The following is a 25739-nucleotide window of genomic DNA, read 5'->3' on the forward strand; positions in this document are numbered from 1 at the left end:
GAGGGTTTCACACGGGCGCGCGGGGGTGGAGGCGGGCGGCCGGCCAGGGGGCGTTGCGACCGGCGGCCTCGCGGTAGGCGATGCGCTGGACGGCGGAGAGGAGGCGGTAGAGGTTGAGGGCGGCGTCGGAGTCGTCGGCGGCGAAGCCCAGGCGGAAGACGAAGTCTTCGAGGGACGGCCAGTCGAAGTCGTCGGGGACGGGCGGGGTGACGGGGGTGCTGGTGGTGGAGAGGGAGTTGAAGGCGGCCGCGACGGCGTAGTGCGCGGCGGCGAGGGCGTTCGCGAGGGCGGGGTCGGGGTCAGACATCCCCGGGCTCCTCTTCGTCGGGTCTTGCAACGTTGAGTGCGGTGATCACGCCCAGGGCGACGGTGGCCAGCGCGAGGGCGAGGAGGACGGCGAAGGCGGCGGCGATCAGGAACCACACGGGCGCTCGCGGTCGGCGTCGAGGAGGAGGGTGAGGAGGTTGAGGAGGGTCGAGGCCGGCGCCGTGTTGAAGCGGACGAGGATGCGGCCATCGAGCGTCTGGTCGGTGGTCGCGGAGGGGAAGATCAGACCGAACTTGCGGCCCCGCTCGTGGAGTTCGGCCAGGAGCGTGCGGATGTGCTCGTCGGTGTAGGCCCGGATGCGGGGATCGGTGGGCTGCATCGGGCGACGCTGGCGGTGGCTCGGGTTCACGCGAGGGGCTCCAGTTCAAACCAAACGATCTTGCCGTGCTTGCGGGAATCGGCACCGAAACGGTGAGTGAGCGCGCGAACGAGGTGGAGGCCCCGGCCCGAGAGGGAGAGCGGGTCCACGGGGAGGTGGGGGTCCGGCGGAAGGACGGGGCTGTCGTCGCAGACCTGCACCCGAAGGCGGTGGGGCGAGAGGGAGAAGGTGCAGAGCGGCGCCAGGCTGCCCGCGTGCTCCCAGGCATTGACGAAGAGCTCGTGGAAGGCGAGTTCGGCGTCGGAGACGAGGGAGGGCGGCCACCCGGCGGCGGAGAGGAGGGAGGAGAGCTCGCTGCGAGCGGCGGAGCAGTCGGGGGGAATGAAGGCACACATGAGTAACCCCTGGGAAGAGGTGGGGGGCCACTGACGTTCCGTCATGTGACCGGTGCAACACTGAGAGTAGGGCAGGCAGTTTCAAACCTGCAACAGTTTCGCCGAGCATCACCCTTGTGGGTGGCGCCTCGCAGTCCCGGGGAGAGAGACTGCGCCGACACGGAAGGGAAGATCCTTGGCACTCAGGACCGAGATCAGCGAACGTCAGCGCCGCTTCGGCGTCGAGCTGAGGCGCCTGCGCGAGGAGGCCGGTCTCGCCGTGAAGGATGCCGGCGCCCTCATCGAGATGGGAGCGCCCCAGCTCAGCCACATCGAGGCCAGCCGCACAGGCTTGGACTCTGCGCGGCTCACCAAACTGCTGAGCCACTACGGCTGCACAGACCAGACCTACATGGCCGAGCTGGACGATCTCGGAGCCAGCGACGGCAAGGGCTGGTGGACTGCCTTCAAGGGGCAGATCACTCCCAGGGCCCTCGATCTGGCCGAAACCGAGGCCCGGGCATCCATCTTGGACAACTATGAAACCTTCTACATCCCCGGCTATCTACAGCTGCCCGCCTACACCGAGGCGATGTTCGAGGACGCATACCGGGAGCGGAAGCAGACGACCGAGGCAACGGTCCAATTCCGCGCCGAGCGTCAGCGCATCCTGACCGACGAACGGCAGAGGCAGTTCCGATTCGTCATCCATGAGGCCGCCCTGCGCATGCAGTTTCCCGGGAAAGCTGTGATGCGCGCCCAGTTGACACACCTGCTCGCCATTTCAGAGCTGCCCAACGTCACCATCCAAGTACTGCCATTCACGGTCCCGAAGAAGCCCCCACGGGCGAATTCATTCCTGGTCTGCACTCCTAGCTCACCTGCGCTCTCGACAGTCATCCTGGATGGGCCAACCTCTGCCGAGTACCTCGTTGATCAGACCTCGATCGCCAGCTACCGCGATCGCTTCGAGCAGCTGAGCGAGATCGCCCTACCCGCCATCAGCAGCGATAGGTCGATGCAGGATGATTCACGAGACTCCTGGGGGTTGATCCAACACCTTCTGTACCTACTGCAGGAATGAAAGGCGCACGATGTCCGAACTACGCTGGCAGAAGTCGTCGTTCAGCGACACGGACGATGGCAGCCACTGTGTAGAACTAGCTCGCGGCGAGGGCGATCTCCGCTACGTCCGCGAGTCCGATGACCCCTCTCTCATCCTGACCACCTCGGCCACCAAGCTCCGCACACTCCTCCTCGGGGCCAAGGCCGGCGAGTTCGACCACCTCGCTTGAACCACCACTGCGCCCGCCCGTCGGAGTCCGACGGGCGGGCGCAGTTCATCTTGAACGTGGCGGGGCGGAACGACGAATCCTCCCTCCCTGCTCGCTCGCCGCCTCGGCGAGCGAGCAGGGTTCACCGCATCCCGCAATCAGGCCGTGCGCTGCTTGGGCGCGTACCGCAGGAGGACCACGTCACCAACGGTCGTGGCGTCGAGCAGCTTCATCCGGCTGGTGCTGCCACCGGGATACTCGGCGGGGTGGATGAAGCGCGGAGCCTCGGCCTGGCCGACCAACAGCGGCGCGATGGCAAGGTGCACCTCATCAGCAAGGTTCTGGGACAGGAACTGCGTGTGGATCTGTCCACCACCTTCCACCATGAGGCGCTCGACGCCGCGGCTACCGAGGTCATCGAGCATGGCTTCGAAGTCCACGGCCGGACCGGTGCTGACCACGTCGGCCAGACCGTCGAGCTCTTCCCGGAGCTTCGTGACCGCCCCGTCGGTGGTGTAGACGACCTTCTGATCACCGAAGTGCCAGAACTTCAGATCACGGCCGAGGTCGCCGCTGGCCGTGATCGTCACCTTGAGCGGGTATTCCGACTTCCCGGCAGCGACCCGGTCGCCACGACGCTTCTCACTGTTGACGAGCAGCCGCGGGTTGTCGCTGCGGAGCGTGTTGCCGCCGATCAGGATGGCGTCGGACTCCGCCCGGACCTGGTCGACGCGGTCGAAGTCCTCAGCGTTCGACAACAGCAGGCGCTGAGCTGACGTGTCGTCAATGTGCCCGTCCACAGAGGTGGCGACACTCAGCAGGACGTACGGGCGCTCGGCCATCTCAGGTTCCTTCGCATGGTGGAGCCGGGGCTCCAGCCGCTTCGCAGAAAAGCATCCCCACGCGAGGGTACCGGCGCACTCCTCCTCGGAGCCAAGGCCGGCGAGTCGACCACCTCGCCTGAACCACCGCTCCTCCCCGCCCGCTCGTTGGAGGCCAACGAGCGGGCGGGGTTCGTACCAGCGGTTCTTGCGCTCATCGACTGCTCGGGGCGATAGTCGTGCAACTGAGTGCGACCGGCCCGATACAGGGAGAGGTCATGAGGCTGCGTTTCCTGGGCATCATCCCGAACACCCCCGTTGACGACTCGCCGACGATCTGGCTGGACGAGGACAGCGGCGACCTGCTGATCCAGTCCTACAAGGCCACGGCGGAAGAAGTGAAAGCGTGCCAGGAGATCGGATCGATCCCCGGTCACAGCACGGACGTCCCCGGTCACGAGACGATCGTCCGGCTCCCCGCCGTGATGCGGCAGTTCATTCCGCGACTGGAGGACGGAACCGGTGAAGTACCCCGTACGTGAGGGCTTGGCCGGGGCACAGCGCTCCGCCGTGCATCTGGAAATGCGTGACAGCTACACGCCCGACGACCCGGAGTTCGCCCGCTGGCGCGCCGGCCACCGGTACGGCAACGATCCCTCCAAGCTGCCCGACTGGTGGGGCTCCTGGGCCGACCTCGCGGCCGAGACGACCGGGCGCGGCGTGGTCATGCGGCGAGCTCGCATCGTCTCGGAGCCGGTGACGGACTACATCCGGTACGAGCACGACCTCACATTCGCCAACGTCTCCGCAGGCGAACTGGTCCGCTGGCTGCCCCGGCGGAGGGCTGCCGACATCGCGCTGCCGGGAACGGACCTCTGGATGTTCGACAGTTCAGCCGTGCTGTTCACGTACTTCTCCGGCGCCGGGGAGGTCGTCGACCGGGAGTGGCGGACGGACCGGGCCACCGTTCAACTGGTCGACTCCGCCTTCGAGGCCGTCTGGGAACGGGCCACACCGCACGAGGACTACGAACTGATCTGACCCCCCATGCCCGCTTCCGGATCGTCCCACGTCCAAGCCGCCCGGCGGGTCCTCGCGGATCGCCTTCGGGAGATGCGCCAGGACGCCGGGCTGGACGGCAAGCAGCTGGCAGCACTGTGCGGTTGGCATCCGTCCAAGGTGTCCCGGATCTGCGGCGCCAGAACCTCGCCGTCCGCCGACGACCTGCGCGCATGGTGCCGCGCCTGCGGCAGAGAGGACCAGGCAGCGGACCTGGTGGCCTCTCTGCGCACCGTCGAAGGCATGTGGGTGGAGTGGCGCCGCATGGAGCGGGCGGGCCTGCGAAGGGCGCAGGAGGCCGTTCTGCCGCTCTTCGAGCGAACGCACCGGTTCCGGGCATACTCGTCATGGCTCGTTCCCGGACTCCTCCAGACGCGCCGGTACACCGAGGACGTGTTGCGCGCCGTCCAGCTCAGACGGGTCCCGGTCGACGACGTGGCTGCTGCCGTGGCCGTCCGGATGGAACGGCAACGCGTGCTCCGCGAGGGGCAGCGGCGCTTCGCGTTCCTTCTCGAGGAGTCCGTACTGCTCAACGGGCTCGGTGACGCCGACACCCAGACGGAGCAGCTCGAGCAGCTGCTGACAGCGAGCACTCTGCCGAATGTCAGTGTGGGAATCGTCCCCGCCCGGCTGCACCGCACGAGGATGCCCGTGGAAGGGTTCTGGATCTTCGACACGACCCAGGTGAACGTGGAGCTTGTCTCCGGGCACCTCACGCTGACCCAGCCCGGCGAAGTGGCCATGTACGCCGACACGTTCACCACCCTGGCGGGCATGGCGGTCCACGGCTCGAAGGCCCGCGCGCTGATCACGGCCGCGATGACCTCGATCGGGTGATGCCGTGCAATCCCGTAGAATCCGCTGGCTCCCAACTCGCCCTCGTTCCTAGCGTATTGGCATCGATTCCAGCAACTCCGAGGAGTGGCCGACATGGGCAAGCACGGCGATGGCAAGGGCGGCGGGTCCGGGGACAAGAAGCAGTCCCCGAAGGAGTCGGACGGCCAGTGGACCAAGCCCGTCACCGACCCGCCCAAGAAGTGAGCCCGAACCGATGGACGAGTACGCGCAGTTGTTCGCCGGCCTCGCGGCGGCCGGCGAGCTGGGCGAGGAGTGGCGGGGCGCCTTCGAGCGCGCCCCGCGCTCTGCCTTCGTACCTGCCGACATCTGGGTCGAGGACGGAGCCGCCGCCAACGGATACCACCTGGTCAACAGGGGTGTGGACCCGGTCGAATGGTGGGCTGAGGTCAACTCCGGCCGACAGGTCGTCACCCAGCTCGACGACGGGCGGGCGGACGGACCCGGTGTCGCCACGTCGTCGGGATCCATGCCGGTCCTGGTCGCCTCCATGCTCCGCCACCTGGGCGTGACGGACGGGAACACGGTGCTCGACATCGGCACCGGCACCGGCTGGACCAGCGCCCTGCTGTGCCACCGGCTCGGCGACCGGGCCGTCACGACGGTCGAAGTCGACCCGGCGGTGTCTGCCACCGCCGGGGAGCACCTGGCGGCACTCGGCTTGAAGCCCCGCCGGATCGTCGGCGACGGCCTGCTCGGCCACCCCACCGGTGGCCCCTACGACCGGATCCATTCGACGGCGGCCGTTCAGCGGGTGCCGCTCGCATGGGTCGAGCAGACCCGCCCCGGCGGAATCATCGTGACCCCCTGGGGCACCCCGTACGCCAATGCCGGACTGCTCCGGCTGGAGGTCGGCGAGCGGGGGCGGGACTCGCACGGGCGATTCGTGGGCGACGTGTCGTTCATGTGGATGCGGGCCCAGCGACCCCACACGGTCACGAACCCGGACCCGTCGACGGCCCGCCGGGGCCCGTCCCCGATGGACCCCGACCTGGCCGAGGAGAACGTCCACGCGGCGTTCGCCGTCGGACTGCGGGTACCGGGCGTCCGAACCCTGCACACCTGGCAGGCCGCCGATCCGGCCGGTACCCACCGCTTCCAGCTCTCGGACGATTCGGGGTCCTGGGCATCCGTGCGTTTCAGCAACTGGCACGAAGCCGACGCCGTCCACCAGGGCGGGCCCCGCCGGCTGTGGGACGAAGTGGTTGCCGCACGCCACGCATGGCTGGCGGACGGCAAGCCGGAACTGACCCGCTTCGGGCTGACCATCACGGCCGACGGTGATCAGCACGTGTGGCTGGACGACCCCGGCAACACTCTGCGCCGACCCCGGACCGCAGCCAGGGAGGACGCCTCGCCCCAGCGCCCACCCCGCCCGCTCGTTGGCCTCCAACGAGCGGGCGGACCCCAACCGTTGACAGGCCACATGAGCTCCGGCCGCTCCTGCTGCTGACCCCCGAACCACCCCCACTCCGCACCGAATCACCCTCCCGTGTCCGCGTCCGCACAGCGAGCTGACGCCGGTTCACCAATGCGGGTGAGCCCCGTAGTGATCAAGCGCACCGCCAGGGTTCGGCCACACACCATTGGCCGCATGGACCAACACGTAACCAGGCGCACCACCCTCGCCGCCGCGCTGGCCGCCGGTGCGGCCGCCGCCGGCCTCCCTGCCGCCGCGCCCGCAGTAGCGGCGGACCGTCGCGACCCTGCCGTCGCCCCCGAGGCCGCCTGGGTCATGCCCGCCGACCAGGCGGCCCTGGCCGGCGACCCCGAAGCCGACGACGTCATCGACCAGCTGGTGCGCGACGACCAGATGCCGGCGGCCAACCAGGTGTTCCACGCCTGGACCCGCAACGACCAGCCGGTACCGGACACGGCACCGCCGGTGCTGTACGAATTCCTGCGGCGCAACGTCGTACTCGCCCCCGAGGAGCGCGCGGCCCTCGACCGCCTCGCGCACGGCGACACGATCAAGCTCATCCAGGGCAACATGGAAGCGCTCACGGTGACCGAGGCGTTCGGCGGGCTCTTCGCGGCTCTGGCCGATCCGCTGCTGGCCAAGTCGGTCTGGTACGCCAAGTACGACCTCGTGATGGACATCGGCCGACGGTTCTCCCGCACGATGAACACCCTGTGGGACACGCTCGGCACCAACAGCTGGGACCCGTCCGGCAACGCCTTGGTCACCCTGGTCAAGCTGCGGCTCGTCCACGCGGCCGCCCGGCACATGGCCCTGGCCCACGGGTGGGACCGCGGCCGGGCGGGCATGCCGATCAGCCAGCGCCTGGAGGTCGAGGAGCTCATGTACGTGGGCGCCTACAACGTCCAGCTGGCGGCCAAGTACGACTTCCACCCGACCCCGCGGCAGATCGACGAGCTGATGGCCGTGGTGCGGGTCGGCGGCCGGTTGCTGGGCATCGAGGACAGGTACAACCCGCGGACCCTCGAGCAGGCGAACCAGGTCCTGGCCGATGCCGCCGCGAACCACCGGGCCACCTCCGACGAGGGCGTCAAGCTGGCGCGCAACATGCTGGACTGGATGGACCGGAAGATCTTCCCGGGTGCCGGCGCCCTCGGAGCGTCGATGGTCCGGATGATGGACGCCCACGTCGCCGACGTGCTGGAGATCCATGCCAACCCGCCGCTCGACACCACCGTCGCCACGCTCGCCCCGTACCTGTACCGCCCCGCCTACGAGGTCCAGCAGAAGTTCCCGCTGCTCGCCCCGACCCACGCGCAGATGTTCAAGATCGCGTCGCAGATGGTCGCCTGGTACGCCGTCGACTTCCGTGACTACGATCTGCAGATGCCCACCCGCTGACCGGTCGGCCGGCCGACCCGATGAACGGCGACGCCCGCCCGCCGTCCCCGGCGGGAGGGGCGTTCATCGCTTGTCTACCGCCGTTTGCCATGATCCTCTTCGACACGGCGCCCCCGGGGGATCACGGGGCGCGGAGCACGGAGAAGGGGTACACGGGGACATGAAGAAGACGAAGAAGACGCTGAGGCACATGGCCATGGCCGCGGGCGCCGGTGCGCTGGCGCTGGCCGCGACGATGGTGTCGGCGGGGGCCGCGCAGGCCGACCCCATGGCGAGCATGGACGAGCCCGGGGTGCTCCAGCAGGGCGATCGCCTCTCCAGCGACGACACCAGCCTGATCATGCAGGGCGACGGCAACCTGGTCCTCTACCGGGGCACCAACACGGCCTACCCCTACCCGGTGTGGGTCGCCCCCAACACCCTCGGCTGCGGCATCAAGGCGATCATGCAGGGCGACGGCAACTTCGTCGTCTACGGCGTCAACGCCAAGGTCTGCTGGGCCAGCGGCACCAAGAAGAGCAACCCCGCCGGCACGGCCTCCCTGGTGGTCGCCAACAAGGGCGGCCTCGCGATCTGCTTCACCAACCCGCCGTCCCACGGCCTCGAGTGGGCGAGCCTGCGCAGCTCCGACCTGTACTGAGACCGCCGGGGCGGGCTCACCCCCGCCCCGCGAACCACCTTCGACACGGCGCCCCCGGGGGAACACCGGGCGCGGAGCATCTGGAAGAGGCACACGGGGACATGAAGACGAAGAAGACCCTCCGGCACATCGCGATGGCCGCCGCGGCCACCGCCCTCGCCCTGGCCGGGACGATGGCCACCACCGGCACCGCCCAGGCAGCGGTCGAGAAGGGCGACGGCTACACCGCGATCTACGACGACGAGCCGCTCTACCCGGGCTGGCACGTCGACTCCATGACCACCCGGGTGATCATGCAGTCCGACGGCAACTTCGTCGTCTACCAGAACGACGGCAGCGGGCAGTTCAGCAAGGTCGCCTTCGCGAGCGGCACCGTCGGCTGCGGCTACAAGGCCGTCATGCAGTCCGACGGCAACCTCGTGGTCTACTCCGCCAACGGCGGCCTCTGCTGGGCCCTCGGCACGGCCGGCCACCCGCACGCCAAGCTGATGGTCTTCGACGCCGGCCGCTCCGGCGTCCACTGGAACGGCGGCATCATCCCCCGCAGCAGCAGCGGCGGCGACCGCAACACCGTCCCGCTCTCCTCCGACCTGTACTGAGGCTGAGACCGCTGGGCGGGCTCACCCCCGCCCCGCGAACCACTGCACCAGGTCGGCCACCGACCACTGCGGGCGGGCCGCGAGCCGGGTCGCCGCCGTCCGCAGCAGGACGGGCAGGTACCCGCAGAGCGAGGCCAGCCCGGCCACCGCGTCCGGCTCGCGCCGGATCCGGTCCGCGCCCACGATCCGGGCCAGCAGCTCGTAGGCGTCGTGCGGCTCCAGCGGTCCCACCGCGAGCCGCACGGCGTCACCGGGCAGCGCCCCCGGCTCGGCGCCCGCCACCACCGCGGCACAGCCCGGCACCCCCGGCAGCAGCAGCGCCGGGTCGGCCACCCCGTCCAGCACCACCAGCACCCGCCGCCCGGCGAGCAGTTCCCGGTAGCGCACGCCGAGGTCACCGACCTCCGCGCCCTCGCCGGGCCGCTCCCCCAGCGCACGCAGGAACCCGGCCAGCACCGCACAGGCCTGCCCGCCGGCCGCGTACAACTGCCCGTCCGGGAAGGCGTCCTGCACCGCGTGCGCGACGTGCACGGCCAGCGCCGAGGCCCCGCTGCCGGACGGCCCCGACAACCCCACCACCGGCGAGGCGCCGGCCCGCAGCGCCCGCTCCGCCTCCCGCACCAGCCCCGCCCGGCCGACCAGGTCCGGGATGTCCGGGGGCAGCTGACACGGCCGGGGCAGCGCCCGGACCGCCGCCAGCGGCTCCCCGCCCCGGATCCGCTCCGCCAACTCCGCGACCGCGGCCCCCGGTTCGAGGCCCAGCTCCCGGTCCAGCCGCTCCCGCAGCCCCTCGTACGCCGCCAGCGCCTGCTCGGCCAGGCCGCAGCGGTACAGCGCCAGCAGGTGCAGCCGGTGCACCTCCTCGTCCAGCGGGTACGCCCGCGCCAGCTCGCCCAGGGGCTCCAGCGCCTCCGCGTGCCGGCCGAGCGCCAGGTCCAGGTCGTAGCGCACGTTCAGCGCCGCCAGCCGCCCGGCCGCCAGCCGCTCCCGGGCCCGCTCGGCCAGCGGACCGGGCACCCCGTCCAGCGCCCGCGGACCCTCCCAGGCGCCGAGCGCCTCGCCCAGCAGCTCCCGGGCCCGCAGCGGGTCCCGGTGACGCAGCGCGACGGCCTCGGCCACCGCGGCCTCGTAACGGAACAGGTCCACCGAGGCGCGCGGCACCGACAGGCGGTACCCGCCGGCCGCCGCCACCAGCAGCCCGGGGGCGTCCAGCGCCCGCCGCAACCGGTGCGCGTGGGTGCCGATCTGGCCCACCGGATCCTTCGGCCAGCGGGCGTCGTCCTCGCCCCACAAGCCCTCCACCAGCCGGTCCGTCGGTACCAACTGCCCAGGGGCGAGCAGCAGCGCGGCCAGCACCGCCCGCTGCTGCGGCCTGCCGAGTTCGGCCTCACGGCCCTCGCACCGGGCGCGCAACGGCCCCAGCACGCGGAAATCGAGCTCCACTCCCCACCTCTCGCCTTTCCGGCGTCCAGGGCACAATCTGTGAACAGAGCATAGAAGCCGGGGTATGGGGGCGCCGCTGTCCGGACGGAAGTGGCGAGATCCCGGCACGGGACGACTCACGAAACGGGACGACATGGTGGACATCGGGGGGGCCGGTTTGCGCTTCGCGCTGCTGGGCCCGCTACGGGCCTGGTACGGAACCGAGGAGGTGGAGCTCGGCCGCCCGCAGCAGCGCGCCCTGCTCGCCGTGCTGATCGGCGCCGCCGGGCGGACGGTCGCGACCTCGGTGCTGGTCGAGGGGGTGTGGGGCGGCGCCCCGCCGTCCGACCCGCGCAAGGCCGTCCAGCTGGCCGTCTCCCGGCTGCGCGCCGCGTTCAAGCCGCACACCGGCGACGACCCCGAACAGCTGCCGCTGCTCCGCGTCGGGGACGGCTACGCGCTCCGCCCGGCCCCCACCGACACCCAGCGCTGGCAGGCCCTGCTCACCGAGGTCGAGGACCTGCGCCGGGCGGACGCGCCCCCGCAGGACGTCCGGGAGGTGCTGCGCGACGCCCAGCGGCTGTGGGCCGGCGAAGCACTCGCCGGACTCCCCGGACCGCACGCCGAAGCCGTCCGGGCCCACCTCGCCGAACAGCGGATCTCGGCCAAGGAGACCCAGCTCGAACTGGACGCCGAGCTCGGCGACCGCACCGACCTCACCGCCGAGGCCACCGCGCTCGCCCTCGAACACCCCGGCCGGCCCCGGCTCACCGCCGTCCTGATGCGCGCCCTCTACCAGGCCGGGCGCAAGGCCGAGGCCCTCGCCGCCTACGAGGACGCCCGCCCCGCCCTGCCCCCGCACGACCGGGCCGCCGCCGAACTCCAGCTGCGCATCCTGCGCGAGGACGCCACCCTGCTGCCCGCCCGGGCCGCCACCGCCCCCGAACCGGCCGCCGCCGCCACCTGGCAGGCGCCCGACCAGCTCCCCTCCGGCCTGCCCGACTTCACCGGCCGCTCCGAGGAACTGGACGCCCTCACCGACCGGCTGGCCGGCGCCGGCGGACGCGCCGTCGTGGTCTCCGCCCTGGACGGCATGGGCGGCGTCGGCAAGACCACCCTCGCCGTGCACACCGCCCGGCAGGTCCGCGCCCGCTTCCCCGACGGCCAGCTCTTCGCCGACCTGCGCGGCGCCGACCGCACCCCGCCCGACCCCGGCACCGTGCTGGCCGGCTTCCTGCGCGCCCTGGGCGTCGCCCCCGGCGAGATCCCCAACGACACCGGCGAACGCAGCGCCCTCTACCGCTCAGCCCTCGCCGGGCGGCGCGTCCTGGTCGTCCTCGACAACGCCGCCACCCTCGACCACGTCGAACCGCTGCTGCCCGGCTCGGCCGGCTGCGCCGTCCTCATCACCAGCCGACGGCGGCTCACCGGCCTCTCCGGCGCCCACCACCTGCGCCTGGACACCCTGCCGCCCGCCGAGGCCCTGGAGCTGCTCACCCGGATCGTCGGCGCCGAACGCGTCACCGCCGAGCCCGAGGCCGCCGAGGAGGTCGTCCGGGCCTGCGGGCTGCTGCCGCTCGCCGTCCGGATCGCCGCCTCCCGGCTCGCCGCCGACCCCGCCCTCACCCTCGCCGCCCTCGCCGAAGGCCTGCGCCACGAGCACCGGCTGGCCGAACTCAGCGACGGCGAACGGACCGTGGAGGCCACCTTCGCCCTCTCCTACCACCGCCTCGACGCGGAACTCGCCCGCGCCTTCCGGCTGCTGTCCCTGCCCGACGCCCCCGACCTCCCGCTGCCCTGCGCCGCCGCCCTGCTCGGCCGCACCGAGGACGAGACCGACCAGCTCCTCGAAACCCTCGTCGACCTCAACCTGCTGCACTCCCCCCGCTTCGGCCGCTACGGCTTCCACGACCTCGTCCGCGACTACGCCCGCGGCCGGCTCGCCGCCGAGGAACCCCCCGCCGAGCACACCGCCGCCGCCGACCGGCTCACCGACTTCTGCCTCGCCGCCGCCCGCAACGCCGACCGGGCCGCCCGCAAGGCCGAGGACGCCGAACTCAGCCTGCTCCGCGCCCCCGTGACCTCCCCCGGCGTGCCCATCGCCGACGGCCCGGAGGCCGTGCGCTGGATGCGCGACCAGGCCGAGGTGCACGCCGCCGCCATCGCGCTCAGCTGCGACGACCCCGCCCTGCCGCTCGACCGCGCCGCCGAGCTCGCCGACCGGATGGGCGCGGTGCTCGCCGAACGCACCCAGACCCGGGTCATCGTCGACCTCGCCGGACGCCTCGCCGACGAGGCCGGGGCCCGCGGCGAACCCGGCCCGCTCGCCCTCGCCCGCTACCTGCGCGGCGCCATGCTCTGGCACGTCAACCACTACGCCGAGTCGGAGGCGGAGCTGCGCCGCGCCGTCGACCTCTGCACCACGCCCGACACCGAACGGGTCCTCGCCAAGGCCCTGGTCAACCTCGGCGGCAACGCCCGCGTCCACGGCCGCCACGCCGAGGCCGCCGAGCACGCCGGCCGCGCCGCCGAACTCTTCCACCGCCTCGGCGCCGAACGCGCCGAAGGCAGCGCCCTCGGCGAGTTCGCGTTCAACGCCGCCCACAGCGGACGCCTCGCCGAGGCCCGGGACGCCGCCGAACGCGGCGCCCGGCTGATGACCGCCGCCGGACCGGTCTCCGCCGCGACCGGCCGCTACTACCTCGCCCGGGTGCTGCGGCTGTGCGGGGACGGCCCGGCCGCCCTCACCCACGCGCTCGGCGCCCGGGACGAGTTCGCCGCCCTCCGGGTCACCGTGTTCGAGGCCGCCGCCGGGGACCTCGCCGCCCGGATCCACGTCGAGGCCAAGCGCTGGCTGCTCGCCGCCGACGTCGCCGAGGCCGCCCTGCCGCAGGCCCGCCGCACCAGCCCCGCCCTGGAGGCCGGGCTGCTGCGCACCCTCGGCACCGCCCTCACCGGCCTCGGCCGCCCGCGCCAGGCCCGCGCCTGCCTCACCGACGCCATGGACGGGTACCGGCGGCTCGGCCTCGACGAGGACGCGGCCCAGGTCGGTGCCCGGCTGGCCGAGTTGGGGTGATCATCCGCTACGCGCGTTGACCGCCTGTCTACCGCGGTCCGGGACCGTACTCCTCATCCGGCCCCGGACCGCGGACCACGCGGCCCCGGGGCGACACCCCGAGGAGAGACGCGACCCATGACCACGCTCGAGCAGGGCGGCCCGGCCGTGACGCCGACGACGGCGGGCTGGACCGCCGTCGGCGACTTCCGCACCGAGATGCTGACCTCCGTCAACTTCCGGCGCGTCCACGGCGGCGCCCGGCTCCTGAACCCGGACGAACGGCTGAACGCCGCGGCCCAGCGCCACGCCGCCGACCTCGCCGCGCACGACCTGCTCCAGCAGGACGGCAGCGACGGCAGCACGCCCTGGCGCCGGGTCCGGGCGGCCGGCTTCGCCTTCCGCTTCGCCGCCGAACTCGTCGCCCCGGCGGACAGCGTGCCCCAGGCCGTCCAGCTGTGGATGACCAGCCCCCGGCACCGGGAGACCGTGCTCGACCCGCGCTTCAACCACCTCGGCATCGGCTTCGCGCCCGGCCGGGGCGGCGCCCCGGGCCGTTACGTGCTGACCCTCGGCCAGGTCTGACGGCCGCCGCGCACCCCACCTCACCCACTCGAAGGAGAACCGCCATGACCACCCCCACCCCCGCCCGCCGCCTGCTCGCCGGACTCGGCGCCGCCGCGGCCCTGGCCGCCACCGTCCTGGTCGCCGCCCCGGCCGCCCAGGCCGCCACGCCCGGCCCCTGCGACCTCGGACCGTCCGTCGGCGCCACCGTCAGCGTCTTCAACGGCTCCGCCGGCGCCCTCGACCTGCCCAACAACGACGAGACCAACGGCAAGCGGGTCGGCACCTACACCGCCAACCAGTCCCCCGCCCAGACCTGGACCTTCTGGGACTACTGCGACGGCACCACCGCCATCTCGCACGGCGGCAACGGCAAGGTGCTCGACCTCGACTCGCACGGCAGCGGCGCCGTCCAGCTCTGGGACACCCCCGGCGGCCTGGACGGCCTCAACCGGCAGAACGGCCCCTGGATGGGCGCCAACCAGAAGTGGCGGCTCACCGACGAGGACCGCGGCTGGTACCTGATCCGCAACGTCGCCACCGGGCAGTGCCTCAAGGGCAACGGCATCGCCCAGTACACCTCGGTGACCTCCTGCGACGGCAACGACCCGGCCCAGCGCTGGCACAAGTAGGCACCCCACGGCCCCCGTTCCGCCGACCGCCCCTCCGGCGGAACGGGCCCCCAGCGCGACGGGCCTAAGCTCGACCGCGTGCCCCTCATCAGCCTGCACGACCGCACCGCCCTCGCCGCACGGTTCCGCACCGACCCCGCCCTGCACCTGTTCGAGCTCGGCGACCTGGACGACACGCTCTGGCCCAACACCGCCTGGTACACGGCCGATCCGGAGAGCGGGCCGGTCGCCCTGCTCTACAGCGGCGGCGACACCCCCGTGCTGCTCGCCTTCGCCCGGCCCGCCGCCGTCCCCGCCCTGGAGGAGCTGCTCGGCGCGCTGCGCCCCTTCCTCCCGCGCCGCTTCACGGCCGGGCTCCCGGACGGCGCCGAGCGGGCCCTCGCCCCCGACTACACCGCCGAGCGCCGCACCCCGCTGCTGCGGATGATCCTCCCGGACCCGAACCGGCTGCCGACCGAGCCTGCCGATCCCGTCCAACCCGCCCACCGGGCCGAGCCGTTGGGCCTGTCCGACCTGGACGACCTGCGCGCCCTGCTGGCCGCGGGCTACCCCGAGTCCTGGTTCGACCAGCGGCTGCTCGCCGACGGCGGCTACGTCGGCGTCCGGGAGCGGGGCCGGCTGCTGGCCGCCGCCGGGGTGCACGTGCACTCCCCCGCCCACCGGGTCGCCGTGCTCGGCAACGTCGTCACCCACCCCGACGCGCGCGGCCGCGGCCTGGCCCGCGCCTGCGTCACCGCGCTGTCCCGCCGGCTCGTCCCGACCACCGACCACCTGGGCCTCAACGTCCGCACCGACAACGCCGCGGCGATCCACCTCTACCGGCAGCTCGGCTTCACCACCGTCACCACCTACAACGAGCTGACGATGACGGCGGGTTAGACGGTCCACGGAGCGCGGGCCACGGCATCCGCCGAGGTGGCAGGCGGTTCGGGTACCACTGATCACGACTCGGCATCCCTTGTCACGGACCCGCGTGGGACTCGTCACGGCGGAGTCAAGACGGCGCCAAAGCAATGGCGCCCGGCTTTCCCGCTGCGCTATGAACGTCCCTCAGGAGGACCGCCGCCACGGTGGTCCGCATGCACGGGGGACGTCACATGAAGACCATCCGCAACAGTCGCACCATGGCCCTGGCCGGTCTGGCCGTGGTCGGCGCGCTCACCATGAGCGCCTGCAACGACGACGCCGCGTCGTCCGACAGCGCCGCCACCACCCCGCCGGCCACCCAGGCCCCGGCCACGCCGTCCGCCGCGCCGACCACCCCGGCGGCCTCCGCCTCGGCGGACGCCCCGACCGGTGGCGCGACCGGCGGCACGGGCGGTGCGGGCGGTGCGGCGACCGGCGGGACCACCGGCGGCGCCCCGGCCCAGGCCGGGCCGACGGCGGCGGCCGGCTCCACGGTGAAGATCGGCGACGCGGCCACCATCCCGTTCAGCTCGGGCAGCACCAAGGGCACCGTCTCGCTCGCGGTCACCTCGATCGACAAGGGCGACCCGGCCGACCTCACCCCGCTGAAGCTCGGCGACAAGGCCGCGGGCATGGTGCCGTACTACGTCCGCTTCAAGGTCACCAACACCGGCAGCACCGACCTGTCCTTCGCCAGCCTGACCCAGATGAAGGGCACCCTGCCGGACGGCTCGGAGGCCGCCGAGGTGATGCTGATCGGCACCTTCGACAAGTGCCCGCACCCGTCCTTCCCGAAGGGCTTCACCAACGGGCAGTCGATCACCTCCTGCGTGCTGGCGCTGGCCCCGGCGGCCACCAAGGTGTCGGGCGCCGAGTACTGGGGCGAGCCGTACACCCTGGGCAAGGGCGTCAACTGGAAGTAATCCCTGGAAGTGATCCACTGACGGTGACCCGCGACGACCGGTGGGCGGGGCGGCCCGGCGCCGCCCCGCCCGCCGGCGCGCGCTCAGCCCGCGGCCGGCCCGCCGTGGATCCGCAGGAAGGCGTCCACCCCGGAGTCGGCGATCCGCCGGACCTCCTCCTCGGCCACCGGCAGGGCGCCCCAGAAGGAGCGCTCGGCCACCCCGTGGAAGGTGAGCAGCGTGAACTGCTCGGCGGCCAGCCCCGGATCGGTGACGGCCAGCAGCCCGCGCCCGGTGAGCGCGGCCAGGCACTGCGCGAGGGCGCGCTGGGCGGCCGCCGGTCCGGTCTCCAGCCAGGCTTCCAGGACGTCCGCCGGGATGTTGGCCACCTCGGCGCGGATGGCCCGGCCGAGCGCCCCCAGCTCGCCCGCGGCCGGCACCGCGTTCGCCCGCTCCACCGCGAAGTCGGTGAGGGCGCGCCGCACGTCCACCGCCCCGTCGAGGTGCTCGGCCAGCAACTCGCGCATCCGCTCGGCCAGTTCCGCCGAGTTCTGCAGGGCCACCGACAGGAAGAGGGTCTCCTTGTCGGCGAAGTGGTTGTAGACCGTGCGCTTGGACACCCCGGCCTCGGCCGCGATCGCGTCCATGCTGGCCCGGACGTACCCCTCCCGTCCGAACACCGTGGTCGCGGCCCGGGTGATCGCCCTGCGCTTCTCCGGCCGTCCCGCTGCGCCCGTGGTCGCCACGACGTTCTCCTTCTCCGTCGGCGCCCCGCCGACCGTCTCAGAAACTGCCCGGTGTAGTGTCTGCAGGCCCGTTCACGAGCGGGCTTGCCACCGAACAGGCGTGCTCTATGCTGCGTACGATCTCTACACCTCTGTAGAGCAAATCCGAAAACGTGCCTGCCCCCGAGCAGCAGCGGGAAACCGAGAACGGGAACCGGCCGGCCGAACACCAGCGTCCCGTACTGGCAGCGCCGCTACCGCTCTTCCCACAGCAGACCCGGCGCAGCACCGACGTGGCGCGCGAAGCACGGGAACACCCGGGGGTGAGTGAGTGGCGGGGCAGCGAGGACGGTCGTCCGACCAGGGTTCACGACGGCGGGCGGCAGCCCGGCCCGCGGGCCCCACACGTCCCTTCTCCGGCGGGCCCGCGCTGCCCGCGGTGGTGGCCGTCGGGCTGCCGCTGGTGGGCGCCGTGGTCGACGAGCTCTCCGGGCCGGGCATGGGCCTGGCCTTCGCGGTCTGCGCGGTACTCGGCACCGGCCTGGCGGCCGTGCTCAGCACCCACCGCGGCTGGTGGTGGGTGCTCGCCGCCTCCCCGGTCATAGTGCTCGGCGTGACGGCCGTGGCCGAACTGGCGGCCAACGGCGACAAGTACCAGGGCAAGGCCCTGGCCACCGGCGGTGCCAAGTGGGTGGTGCACGGCTTCCCGGTGATGGCGCAGGCCGCCGCGGCGGCCCTGCTGGTGATCGTGGTCCGGGTGGTCCGGGACCGGAGGAGGCAGCATGGCTGACGAGCGTGAGCGTCCGGCGGGCGGCCGGGCCGCCAACCGCAAGGCCCAGGAGGCCCCGGCGGAGCGCCGCGGCGGCTCCCCGCTGCTGATCGCCGGCCGGGTGGTGGCCACCACGGTCGGCTTCGCGGTGTTCGCGGCCAGCGGCGTGGTCTGGTACGAGTACACCTCGCTGACCGACGGGATGACCACGTCCAACGCGATCTCGGTGACCAAGAAGGACGCCCCGAAGCACCTGGACAACTCGGTCAACCTGCTGCTGATCGGCCTGGACAGCCGCAAGAACATGGACGGCTCCGACCTGCCCCCGGAGTTCGTCCAGGACGAACTGCACGCCGGCCACAGCTCGGACATCGGCGGCTACAACACCAACTCCCTGATCCTGCTGCACATACCGGCCAACGGCGGCAAGGTGCAGGCGATCTCCATCCCCCGCGACGACTACGTCATGACGTACAACGGGGACGGCTCCCAGCAGGGCATGCACAAGATCAAGGAGGCGTACGGCAACGCCAAGGACGCCTTCGACCGGAGCTCGAAGGCCAAGGGCCTGAAGGGCGCCGACCTGGAGAAGGCCGGCCGCGACGCCGGCCGCGCGGCCACCATCCGCACCGTCCAGACCTTCGTGAACCAGCCGGTCGACCACGTGGCCGAGGTCAACCTGATGGGCTTCTACGACATCGCCAAGGCGGTGCAGCCGATCCAGGTCTGCCTGACCCACGACACCAAGGACCCGGCGATGGAGGGCCAGGGCTCCGGCGCCGACTTCAAGAAGGGCATCAACACCCTCAACGCCTCCCAGGCACTGGCCTTCGTCCGCCAGCGCCACAACCTGGACGACGGCAAGGGCAACACCGGCGACTTCGCCCGCACCCACCGCCAGCAGGCCTTCATCTCCTCCGTCGTGCACAAGCTCAAGCAGGACGGCATCATCAGCGACCTCGGCAAGCTCAAGGACCTGTTCGGCGTCGTCCAGAAGGACCTGGTGATCGACAACGAGTGGAACGTCCTGGACTTCGCCCAGCAGGCCCCGGCGCTGACCGGCGGCAACGTCGAGTTCAACACCCTGACCTTCGACGGCTTCGGCACCAGGAACGGCCAGGACGTCAACCTGGTCACCCCCTCGAAGATCCAGAAGGTGGTCAAGCAGGTGTTCGGCTACGCCGACGCGGCCGCCCCCGCCGCCCCGGCAGACGGCGCCACCGACGCCCCGACCACCGAGGCCCCCGCCCCGGCCCCGACCGCGACCACCCCGGCCAAGGCGGCCTCCCCGGCCACCGTGGACGTGTACAACGCCTCCTCCGCCGCCGGGGTCTCCTCCTCCGCCGAGTCCAAGGCGCTGGTCGCGATGGGCTTCAAGGAGGGCACGAACGGCCCGGCGCGCACCAAGCCGAAGGCCACCATGGTGACCTACGGCAAGGGCGCCAAGGAGGCCGCCGACCAGATCGCCGCCCGCTACGGCGTCACCGCCACCGAGTCGGCCGCCGCCGCCTCGGACCACGTGGTGGTCACCCTGGGCTCCACCTTCACCGGTGTCGCCGGCGACAAGCCCACCACGCCCGGCCCCGCCCCCACCGGCGACCCGGCCGCCAACCTGCCGATGCAGGGCCCCGGCGTCGACGCCGAGTCGGACGGCGGCATCCCCTGCGTCTTCTGATGCTCCTCTGGTGCGCTCGACGCTCGTGACGCTCTTCTGACGCGATCCGCAGCACGACCGAGGGAGGTCCCCACCGGGGGCCTCCCTCAAGTCTTTCCCAAGCCCATCCCTGGCGAAATTCTCCGTACTATGTATAGTGTACTGCGTACGGGATAACCGTGCGCGTTGACGAAAGGGCTCCGCATGCAGATCACCAGCACCGTCGTCTCCCTCACCGTCGAGGACACCGGCACCTCCGCCGCCTTCCTCCAGCAGCACTTCGGCTACACCGAGCGGATGTCCGCCGACGGCTTCGTCTCGCTCGGCCACCCCGGCGGCGGGGTCGACGTCGTCTACCTGCGGCGCGGCCTGGAGGTACTGCCCGAGGAGCAGCGGGACCGCACCGCAGACGGGGTGATCCTGGCGTTCACCGTCGAGGACGTCGCCGCGGAGGAGGCGCGGCTGCGCAGCGAGAGGGTCGCGATCACCCTGCCGCTGCGCGAGGAGCCGTGGGGCGAGAAGCTGTTCCAGGTCACCGACCCGAACGGGGTCCTGGTCGAGCTGGTGGAGTGGCCCGAGCAGTAACAGCACATACGCGCAGGCGCCCCCGTCCGGCGAGGAACGGGGGCGCCTGCGCGCATGCGACGGGACGGTCAGCCCACCGTCCAGGTGTCGGCACCGGACAGCAGCGTCGCCAGGTCGCCCGGCCCGCGGTGGGCGGCGGCGGTGGCCAGCTGGCTCTCCATCAGGTCGTCGTAGACCGGGCGCCGGACATCGCGCAGCACGCCGATCGGCGTGTGGTGCAGGGTGTCCGCGTCGGCGATCCGGGAGAGCGCGAAGGCCCCGGTGGGGCTGGCCGCGTGGGCGTCGTGCACCAGCACCCGCGCCTCGTTCTCCGCCGTGACCGGGGCGGTGAACAGCTCGCCGTCCTCACCCCGGAAGACGCCGTTGGCCGCCTCCGCGCCGAAGCGGATCGGCTGCCCGTGCTCCAGCCGGATCAGCGCCTCGTCCCGGGTGCCGGCCTCCTTGAGCACCTCGAAGGCGCCGTCGTTGAAGATGTTGCAGTTCTGGTAGATCTCCACCAGCGCCGTGCCCTCGTGCTCGGCCGCCGCCCGGAGCACCGACTGCAGGTGCTGGCGGTCCGAGTCGATGGTGCGGGCGACGAAGGAGGCCTCGGCGCCGATCGCCAGCGACAGCGGGTTGAACGGCGCGTCCAGCGAACCCATCGGGGTCGACTTGGTGATCTTGCCGAGCTCGCTGGTCGGCGAGTACTGGCCCTTGGTGAGCCCGTAGATCCGGTTGTTGAACAGCAGGATCTTCAGGTTGACGTTGCGCCGCAGCGCGTGGATCAGGTGGTTGCCGCCGATCGACAGCGCGTCGCCGTCCCCGGTGACCACCCACACGCTGAGGTCCCGCCGGGAGGAGGCCAGCCCGGTCGCGATCGCCGGCGCCCGGCCGTGGATCGAGTGCACCCCGTAGGTGTTCATGTAGTACGGGAAGCGCGAGGAGCAGCCGATGCCGGAGACGAACACCGTGTTCTCGCGCTTGATGCCGAGCTCCGGCATGAAGGACTGCACCGCCGCCAGGATCGCGTAGTCCCCGCAGCCCGGGCACCAGCGCACCTCCTGGTCGGTCTTGAAGTCCCGGGCGCTCTGCGGGCCTTCGGCCTTGGGCACCAGCTTCAGTGACGGGAAGCGGCGCTCTTCGGGGGCGGTGTCGCTCATCGGTGGTCCTCCTCGTCCAGGCTGCCGATCGCCGCCCACAGCACGTCCGCCAACTGCGCCGCCTTGAACGGCAGTCCGCGCACCTGGTTGTAGGACTCGGCGTCCACCAGGTACTTCGCCCGCAGCAGCAGCGCGAGCTGGCCCAGGTTCATCTCGGGCACGATGACCTTCTCGTAACTGCGCAGCACCGAGCCCAGGTTGGCCGGGAACGGGTTGAGGTTGCGCAGGTGCGCCTGGGCCACCTCGCCGCCGTCCGCGCGCACCCGGCGCACCGCCGCGGTGATCGGCCCGTAGGTCGAGCCCCAGCCGAGGACCAGCACCCGGGCGTCGCCGGTCGGGTCGTCGACCTCCACCGGCTTGACCGTGATCCCGTCGATCTTCGCCTGCCGGGTGCGGACCATCAGGTCGTGGTTGGCCGGGTCGTAGGAGATGTTCCCGGTGCCGTCCTGCTTCTCGATGCCGCCGATCCGGTGCTCCAGGCCGGCCGTGCCGGGCACCGCCCAGGGCCGGGCCAGGGTGTGCGGGTCCCGCAGGTAGGGCCAGAAGGCGCCGTCCTCGCGGTTCGGGCCGGTCGCGAACTTCGGGTCGATCTCCGGCAGTTCACCGACCTCCGGGATCCGCCAGGGCTCCGAGCCGTTCGCCAGGTAGCCGTCCGAGAGCAGGAACACCGGGGTGCGGTAGGTCACCGCGATCCGGGCCGCCTCCAGCGCCGCGTCGAAGCACTCGGCGGGCGTGGCCGGGGCGACGATCGGCACCGGCGCCTCGCCGTTGCGGCCGAACATCGCCTGCAGCAGGTCCGCCTGCTCGGTCTTGGTCGGCAGGCCGGTGGACGGGCCGCCGCGCTGGATGTCCACCACCAGCAGCGGCAGTTCCAGCGAGACCGCCAGCCCGATCGTCTCCGACTTGAGCGCCACGCCCGGCCCCGAGGTCGTCGTCACGCCGAGCGCCCCGCCGAAGGCCGCGCCGAGCGCCGCGCCGATGCCGGCGATCTCGTCCTCGGCCTGGAAGGTGCGCACCCCGAAGTTCTTGTGCCGGCTCAGCTCGTGCAGGATGTCCGAGGCCGGGGTGATCGGGTACGAGCCCAGGTACAGCGGCAGGCCGGAGCGCTGCCCGGCGGCGATCAGCCCGTAGGACAGCGCCAGGTTGCCGGAGATGTTGCGGTAGCGCCCGGCCGGCAGCTTGGCCGGCGGCACCTCGTAGGAGACCGCGAAGGACTCGGTGGTCTCGCCGAAGTTCCAGCCCGCCCGGAAGGCGCTGATGTTGGCCTCGGCGATCTGCGGCTTCTTGGCGAACTTGGAGCGCAGGAAGGTCTCGGTGCCGTGGGTGGGCCGGTGGTACATCCAGGACAGCAGCCCCAGGGCGAACATGTTCTTCGCCCGCTCGGCGTCCTTGCGGGCCAGCCCGCTGTCCTTGAGCGCCTCCAGGGTCAGCGTGGTCAGCGGCACCCGGTGCAGGTGGAAGGCGTCCAGCGAGTCGTCGCCGAGCGGGTCCGCCGCGTAACCGACCTTGGCCAGCGCGCGCTTGGTGAACTCGTCGGTGTTGACGATGATCTCCGCGCCGCGCGGCAGGTCCGGCAGGTTGGCCTTCAGCGCCGCCGGGTTCATCGCCACCAGCACGTTCGGGGCGTCGCCCGGCGTGAGGATGTCGTGGTCGGCGAAGTGCAGTTGGAAGGACGAGACGCCCGGCAGGGTGCCGGCGGGGGCCCGGATCTCGGCCGGGAAGTTCGGCAGCGTGGAGAGGTCGTTGCCGAACGCGGCCGTCTCCGAGGTGAAGCGGTCACCGGTGAGCTGCATGCCGTCACCGGAGTCCCCGGCGAACCGGATGATCACCCGGTCGAGTCTGCGAACGGGCTTGGCGCGCCTCTCCGGTGGGCTGCCCGGGGCGTGCGGACCTGCCGGCCCGGCCGTCGATCCGGGGCGTCCGTCACCACTGCCGGAACGACCCCCGTCGCCGCCCGATCCGTCCACTGCCTCTGACTGATCGACCTGACTGGTCACTGCCGCGGACCTCCTCGTGGACGCACCACCGCGGGCGCGGCCCCGTGCCCCGTCCGCTTGGTGCACCGTTCGCATCCTATGCGCGCGAACTCGGGCCCGGCTGGAACTCGGGCCGGAATTTCACCTGCCCGTGGTCGGTACCGCACCTACGTTCAACGCCCGGCCGCCGGAGATCATTCCGCGTACGGAGCAGGCGCCCCGCGCCCGGGCCCCGGGGGCGCCCCCGGCCCGGACCGGCCGGCCCGGGGAAGCCCGGGACGGCCCCGGACCGCGCCGCGCCGGGCGGCCCCGGACTAGGAGTTGAGGTAGGTGAGCACCGCGAGCACCCGGCGGTGGTCCTCCGGGCTCTGCGCCAGGCCCAGCTTGAGGAAGATGTTGCTGACGTGCTTCTCAACCGCCCCGTCGGACACCACCAGCTGCTTGGCCACAGCCGCGTTGGTGCGCCCCTCCGCCATCAGACCGAGCACCTCGCGCTCGCGCGGCGTGAGATTGGCCAGAACGTCGCCCTTGCGGCTGCGGCTGAGCAACTGCTGCACCACCTCCGGGTCCAGCGCGGTGCCGCCCTCGGCGACCCGCACCACCGCGTCGGCGAACTCGCGCACCTCGGCGACCCGGTCCTTCAACAGGTAGCCGACGCCCCGGGTCGACCCGGCCAGCAGCTCGGAGGCGTACCGCTCCTCCACGAACTGCGACAGCACCAGCACACCCAGCTGCGGGTAGCGCCTGCGCAGCTCCACGCAGGCGCGCAGGCCCTCGTCGGTGTGGGTCGGGGGCATCCGCACGTCCGAGACCACCACGTCCGGCAGGGCGTCGGCCGCCGCCAGGTCGTGGATGGTCTTCACCAGGGCGGCGCCGTCCCCGACCCCCGCGACGACCTCCAGACCGCGGTCGGTGAGCAGCCGGGTCAGACCTTCCCGCAGCAGTACGGAGTCCTCGGCGATGACGACGCGGCGCATGGCGACCTTCCGGGCAGGCGAGAGCTGACGGGAGTCAGTCTCCCCCATCCGCCCGCGCCCGTACGGGCTCGGGGTCGGATCCGCCCGGAGGCGGTCACCCGGTGCTCACATGGTGCGGATCGCCACCGCGTCGCACAGCCCGTCCAGGGCGGCCTTCGCCGCGCAGTCCGGCAGCGGGGCCAGCAGCGCCCGGGCCTCCTCGGCGTGCCGCAGGGTCTCCCGGCGGGCGCGCTCCAGGGCGGGGTGGGCGCGCAGCAGGCGCAGCGCCTCGGCGTGCAGGCCGTCGTCGGAGAGGTCCTGGGCGAGCAGTTCGCGCAGCCGGGTGTCGTCCGGGTCGGACGGGTCGGCGGGCATCTGCTCCAGCAGCAGGGTGGGCAGGGTCGGCACGCCCTCGCGCAGGTCGGTGCCGGGGGTCTTGCCGGACTCGTGGCCGTCGCTGGCGATGTCCAGCACGTCGTCGGCCAGCTGGAAGGCGATGCCGATCCGCTCGCCGAACTCGCCGAGGGTGTCCACCAGCGCGGGCGAGGCGCCGGACATCAGTGCTCCTATCCGGCAGGAGACGGCGATCAGCGATCCGGTCTTGCCGGCCAGCACGTCCAGGTAGTGCAGCAGCCGGTCGGACTCGCCGGGGCCGCGGGTCTCCAGGATCTGGCCGGTCACCAGCCGCTCGAAGGCCTCGGCCTGCATCCGGACCGCCTCCGGGCCGAGGTCGGCCAGCACCTGGGAGGCGCGGGAGAACAGGAAGTCGCCGGTGAGGATGGCCACCGAGTTGTCCCAGCGGGAGTTGGCGCTCTCCGCGCCGCGGCGCACCGGGGCCTCGTCCATCACGTCGTCGTGGTACAGCGTGGCCAGGTGGGTCAGCTCGACGACCACCGCGGCCGGCACCACACCGGGCGCCCCCGGGTCGCCGAACTGGGCGGCCAGCAGCAGGAGCAGCGGACGGAAGCGCTTGCCGCCGGCCTCGATCAGGTGGCTGGCGGTGACGGTGATGAAGGGGACGTCGCTCTTGACGGCCTCGGAGAGCGCCGCCTCCACCGCGTCCAGTCCGGCCTGGACGTCCCGGGTCAGGTCGCGGTCCTGCACGCTGAGCCCGAAGGGTCCCACGACGGTCACGAAGACCACTCCTCTGTCCCTGGTCGATCTAGCGGCCTGGTCCCTGAGTGCCGCCGCTGGCCATACAGGCAGGGTATCCGGTCGCGAGTGGATCACTGCACGGGCGTGCGGATCCCGTCATGACCGCGCCGGAAGCCCTGGTCAGGAGGCCTGCGCGGGCGAAGCGGCGGTGGGGGCGAATTCATCGGTAAACAAAGGCCGGAGATCGGCCCGCGGATCCGGACCGATCTC

At 72.2% G+C, this 25739-nt stretch carries 28 protein-coding genes; 17 read left to right on the plus strand and 11 right to left on the minus strand.

The genetic code is table 11. The features are described from left to right. Positions 1 to 7: 7 nt before the first annotated feature. From ACFVXG_RS07900 to ACFVXG_RS07915, 4 genes are read right to left on the minus strand one after another with little or no spacing between them, the layout of a single operon-like run. A complete protein-coding gene (locus tag ACFVXG_RS07900) occupies positions 8 to 307 on the minus strand; it encodes a hypothetical protein (protein WP_387925361.1) in 300 nt (99 codons plus the stop codon). Further along, entirely contained in the window at positions 300 to 425 is a 126-nt protein-coding gene (locus tag ACFVXG_RS07905) for a hypothetical protein (protein ID WP_387925363.1), read from the minus strand. The genes ACFVXG_RS07900 and ACFVXG_RS07905 overlap by 8 nt, the downstream gene beginning before the upstream one ends. After that, the gene (locus ACFVXG_RS07910) at positions 413 to 646 is read right to left on the minus strand and encodes a hypothetical protein (protein WP_387925365.1); all 234 of its coding nucleotides are present in this window, start codon (positions 644 to 646) and stop codon (positions 413 to 415) included. Before ACFVXG_RS07910 ends, ACFVXG_RS07905 begins: the two co-directional genes overlap by 13 nt. Before the next feature lie 26 nt (positions 647 to 672). Continuing rightward, the gene (locus ACFVXG_RS07915; RefSeq protein WP_387925367.1) at positions 673 to 1041 is read right to left on the minus strand and encodes an ATP-binding protein; all 369 of its coding nucleotides are present in this window, start codon (positions 1039 to 1041) and stop codon (positions 673 to 675) included. Positions 1042 to 1216: 175 nt separating this feature from the next. Here ACFVXG_RS07915 and ACFVXG_RS07920 point away from each other — a divergent pair, with 175 nt between their 5' ends. After that, on the plus strand, positions 1217 to 2104 hold the full coding sequence (locus ACFVXG_RS07920) for a helix-turn-helix domain-containing protein (RefSeq protein ID WP_387925369.1): 888 nt from the start codon (positions 1217 to 1219) through the stop codon (positions 2102 to 2104). A gap of 10 nt (positions 2105 to 2114) precedes the next feature. Continuing rightward, positions 2115 to 2315, plus strand: coding sequence for a DUF397 domain-containing protein (locus ACFVXG_RS07925; protein WP_380397484.1), 201 nt, complete (start codon positions 2115 to 2117; stop codon positions 2313 to 2315). Positions 2316 to 2452: 137 nt separating this feature from the next. On the opposite strand, the gene ACFVXG_RS07930 is transcribed toward ACFVXG_RS07925, so the two are convergent. Then, the gene (locus ACFVXG_RS07930; RefSeq protein WP_387925371.1) at positions 2453 to 3136 is read right to left on the minus strand and encodes a RibD family protein; all 684 of its coding nucleotides are present in this window, start codon (positions 3134 to 3136) and stop codon (positions 2453 to 2455) included. 257 nt (positions 3137 to 3393) lie between these two features. On the opposite strand from ACFVXG_RS07930, the gene ACFVXG_RS07935 reads away from it, so the two are divergent. The 7 genes from ACFVXG_RS07935 to ACFVXG_RS07965 all read left to right on the plus strand — a co-directional run bounded on the left by ACFVXG_RS07935 (position 3394) and on the right by ACFVXG_RS07965 (position 9089). Beyond that, a complete protein-coding gene (locus tag ACFVXG_RS07935; RefSeq protein ID WP_387925373.1) occupies positions 3394 to 3657 on the plus strand; it encodes a hypothetical protein in 264 nt (87 codons plus the stop codon). After that, positions 3638 to 4156, plus strand: a complete 519-nt coding sequence (locus ACFVXG_RS07940; protein ID WP_387925374.1) for a DUF6879 family protein — start codon at positions 3638 to 3640, stop codon at positions 4154 to 4156. Before ACFVXG_RS07935 ends, ACFVXG_RS07940 begins: the two co-directional genes overlap by 20 nt. 6 nt (positions 4157 to 4162) lie before the next feature. Next, positions 4163 to 5011, plus strand: coding sequence for a helix-turn-helix domain-containing protein (locus ACFVXG_RS07945; protein ID WP_387925376.1), 849 nt, complete (start codon positions 4163 to 4165; stop codon positions 5009 to 5011). 214 nt (positions 5012 to 5225) lie between these two features. After that, positions 5226 to 6482, plus strand: coding sequence for a methyltransferase domain-containing protein (locus ACFVXG_RS07950; RefSeq protein ID WP_387925378.1), 1257 nt, complete (start codon positions 5226 to 5228; stop codon positions 6480 to 6482). 141 nt (positions 6483 to 6623) lie between these two features. After that, positions 6624 to 7850 carry an oxygenase MpaB family protein gene (locus ACFVXG_RS07955; protein WP_387925380.1) on the plus strand — a complete coding sequence of 409 codons (1227 nt, stop codon included), beginning with the start codon at positions 6624 to 6626 and terminating at the stop codon, positions 7848 to 7850. A gap of 160 nt (positions 7851 to 8010) precedes the next feature. Then, positions 8011 to 8490, plus strand: a complete 480-nt coding sequence (locus tag ACFVXG_RS07960) for a hypothetical protein (protein ID WP_387925382.1) — start codon at positions 8011 to 8013, stop codon at positions 8488 to 8490. Between the two features lie 101 nt (positions 8491 to 8591). Continuing rightward, on the plus strand, positions 8592 to 9089 hold the full coding sequence (locus ACFVXG_RS07965; RefSeq protein ID WP_387925384.1) for a hypothetical protein: 498 nt from the start codon (positions 8592 to 8594) through the stop codon (positions 9087 to 9089). 21 nt (positions 9090 to 9110) lie between these two features. On the opposite strand, the gene ACFVXG_RS07970 is transcribed toward ACFVXG_RS07965, so the two are convergent. Then, a complete protein-coding gene (locus tag ACFVXG_RS07970) occupies positions 9111 to 10532 on the minus strand; it encodes a BTAD domain-containing putative transcriptional regulator (RefSeq protein WP_387925386.1) in 1422 nt (473 codons plus the stop codon). Between the two features lie 133 nt (positions 10533 to 10665). Here ACFVXG_RS07970 and ACFVXG_RS07975 point away from each other — a divergent pair, with 133 nt between their 5' ends. The 5 genes from ACFVXG_RS07975 to ACFVXG_RS07995 all read left to right on the plus strand — a co-directional run bounded on the left by ACFVXG_RS07975 (position 10666) and on the right by ACFVXG_RS07995 (position 16591). After that, complete coding sequence (locus tag ACFVXG_RS07975; protein WP_387925388.1) at positions 10666 to 13587, plus strand: BTAD domain-containing putative transcriptional regulator; 2922 nt, start codon at positions 10666 to 10668, stop codon at positions 13585 to 13587. 117 nt (positions 13588 to 13704) lie between these two features. After that, positions 13705 to 14151 (plus strand): CAP domain-containing protein, encoded by a 447-nt coding sequence (locus ACFVXG_RS07980; protein WP_387925390.1) that lies wholly within the window; start codon positions 13705 to 13707, stop codon positions 14149 to 14151. Positions 14152 to 14195: 44 nt separating this feature from the next. Beyond that, on the plus strand, positions 14196 to 14762 hold the full coding sequence (locus ACFVXG_RS07985) for an RICIN domain-containing protein (protein ID WP_387925392.1): 567 nt from the start codon (positions 14196 to 14198) through the stop codon (positions 14760 to 14762). Between the two features lie 78 nt (positions 14763 to 14840). Beyond that, positions 14841 to 15641 (plus strand): GNAT family N-acetyltransferase, encoded by an 801-nt coding sequence (locus ACFVXG_RS07990; RefSeq protein ID WP_387925394.1) that lies wholly within the window; start codon positions 14841 to 14843, stop codon positions 15639 to 15641. A gap of 200 nt (positions 15642 to 15841) precedes the next feature. Then, positions 15842 to 16591 carry a hypothetical protein gene (locus ACFVXG_RS07995; protein WP_387925396.1) on the plus strand — a complete coding sequence of 250 codons (750 nt, stop codon included), beginning with the start codon at positions 15842 to 15844 and terminating at the stop codon, positions 16589 to 16591. Between the two features lie 83 nt (positions 16592 to 16674). On the opposite strand, the gene ACFVXG_RS08000 is transcribed toward ACFVXG_RS07995, so the two are convergent. Then, positions 16675 to 17316: a TetR/AcrR family transcriptional regulator gene (locus ACFVXG_RS08000; RefSeq protein WP_387925397.1), complete on the minus strand. Its 642-nt coding sequence runs from the start codon at positions 17314 to 17316 to the stop codon at positions 16675 to 16677. 418 nt (positions 17317 to 17734) lie between these two features. Here ACFVXG_RS08000 and ACFVXG_RS08005 point away from each other — a divergent pair, with 418 nt between their 5' ends. The 3 genes from ACFVXG_RS08005 (at position 17735) to ACFVXG_RS08015 (ending at position 20303) form a co-directional block, all read left to right on the plus strand. Next, positions 17735 to 18085 carry a DUF6542 domain-containing protein gene (locus ACFVXG_RS08005; RefSeq protein ID WP_387925399.1) on the plus strand — a complete coding sequence of 117 codons (351 nt, stop codon included), beginning with the start codon at positions 17735 to 17737 and terminating at the stop codon, positions 18083 to 18085. Then, positions 18078 to 19739, plus strand: coding sequence for an LCP family protein (locus tag ACFVXG_RS08010; RefSeq protein ID WP_387925400.1), 1662 nt, complete (start codon positions 18078 to 18080; stop codon positions 19737 to 19739). The genes ACFVXG_RS08005 and ACFVXG_RS08010 overlap by 8 nt, the downstream gene beginning before the upstream one ends. A 183-nt stretch (positions 19740 to 19922) precedes the next feature. After that, positions 19923 to 20303: a VOC family protein gene (locus ACFVXG_RS08015; RefSeq protein ID WP_387925402.1), complete on the plus strand. Its 381-nt coding sequence runs from the start codon at positions 19923 to 19925 to the stop codon at positions 20301 to 20303. A 68-nt stretch (positions 20304 to 20371) separates the two neighbouring features. Here the strand turns inward: ACFVXG_RS08015 and ACFVXG_RS08020 are convergent, their stop codons facing one another. The 4 genes from ACFVXG_RS08020 to ACFVXG_RS08035 form a co-directional block, all read right to left on the minus strand. Next, positions 20372 to 21442: a 2-oxoacid:ferredoxin oxidoreductase subunit beta gene (locus ACFVXG_RS08020; protein ID WP_387925403.1), complete on the minus strand. Its 1071-nt coding sequence runs from the start codon at positions 21440 to 21442 to the stop codon at positions 20372 to 20374. Beyond that, on the minus strand, positions 21439 to 23439 hold the full coding sequence (locus ACFVXG_RS08025) for a 2-oxoacid:acceptor oxidoreductase subunit alpha (RefSeq protein ID WP_387925405.1): 2001 nt from the start codon (positions 23437 to 23439) through the stop codon (positions 21439 to 21441). The genes ACFVXG_RS08020 and ACFVXG_RS08025 overlap by 4 nt, the downstream gene beginning before the upstream one ends. A gap of 293 nt (positions 23440 to 23732) precedes the next feature. After that, a complete protein-coding gene (locus ACFVXG_RS08030) occupies positions 23733 to 24395 on the minus strand; it encodes a response regulator (protein ID WP_387925407.1) in 663 nt (220 codons plus the stop codon). 105 nt (positions 24396 to 24500) lie between these two features. After that, complete coding sequence (locus ACFVXG_RS08035; protein ID WP_387925409.1) at positions 24501 to 25508, minus strand: polyprenyl synthetase family protein; 1008 nt, start codon at positions 25506 to 25508, stop codon at positions 24501 to 24503. Between the last annotated feature and the right edge of the window lie 231 nt (positions 25509 to 25739).

Origin of the sequence: Kitasatospora sp. NPDC058162 (genome assembly GCF_042884005.1) — a bacterium.
In the GTDB taxonomy this organism is placed as follows: Bacteria; Actinomycetota; Actinomycetes; order Streptomycetales; family Streptomycetaceae; genus Kitasatospora.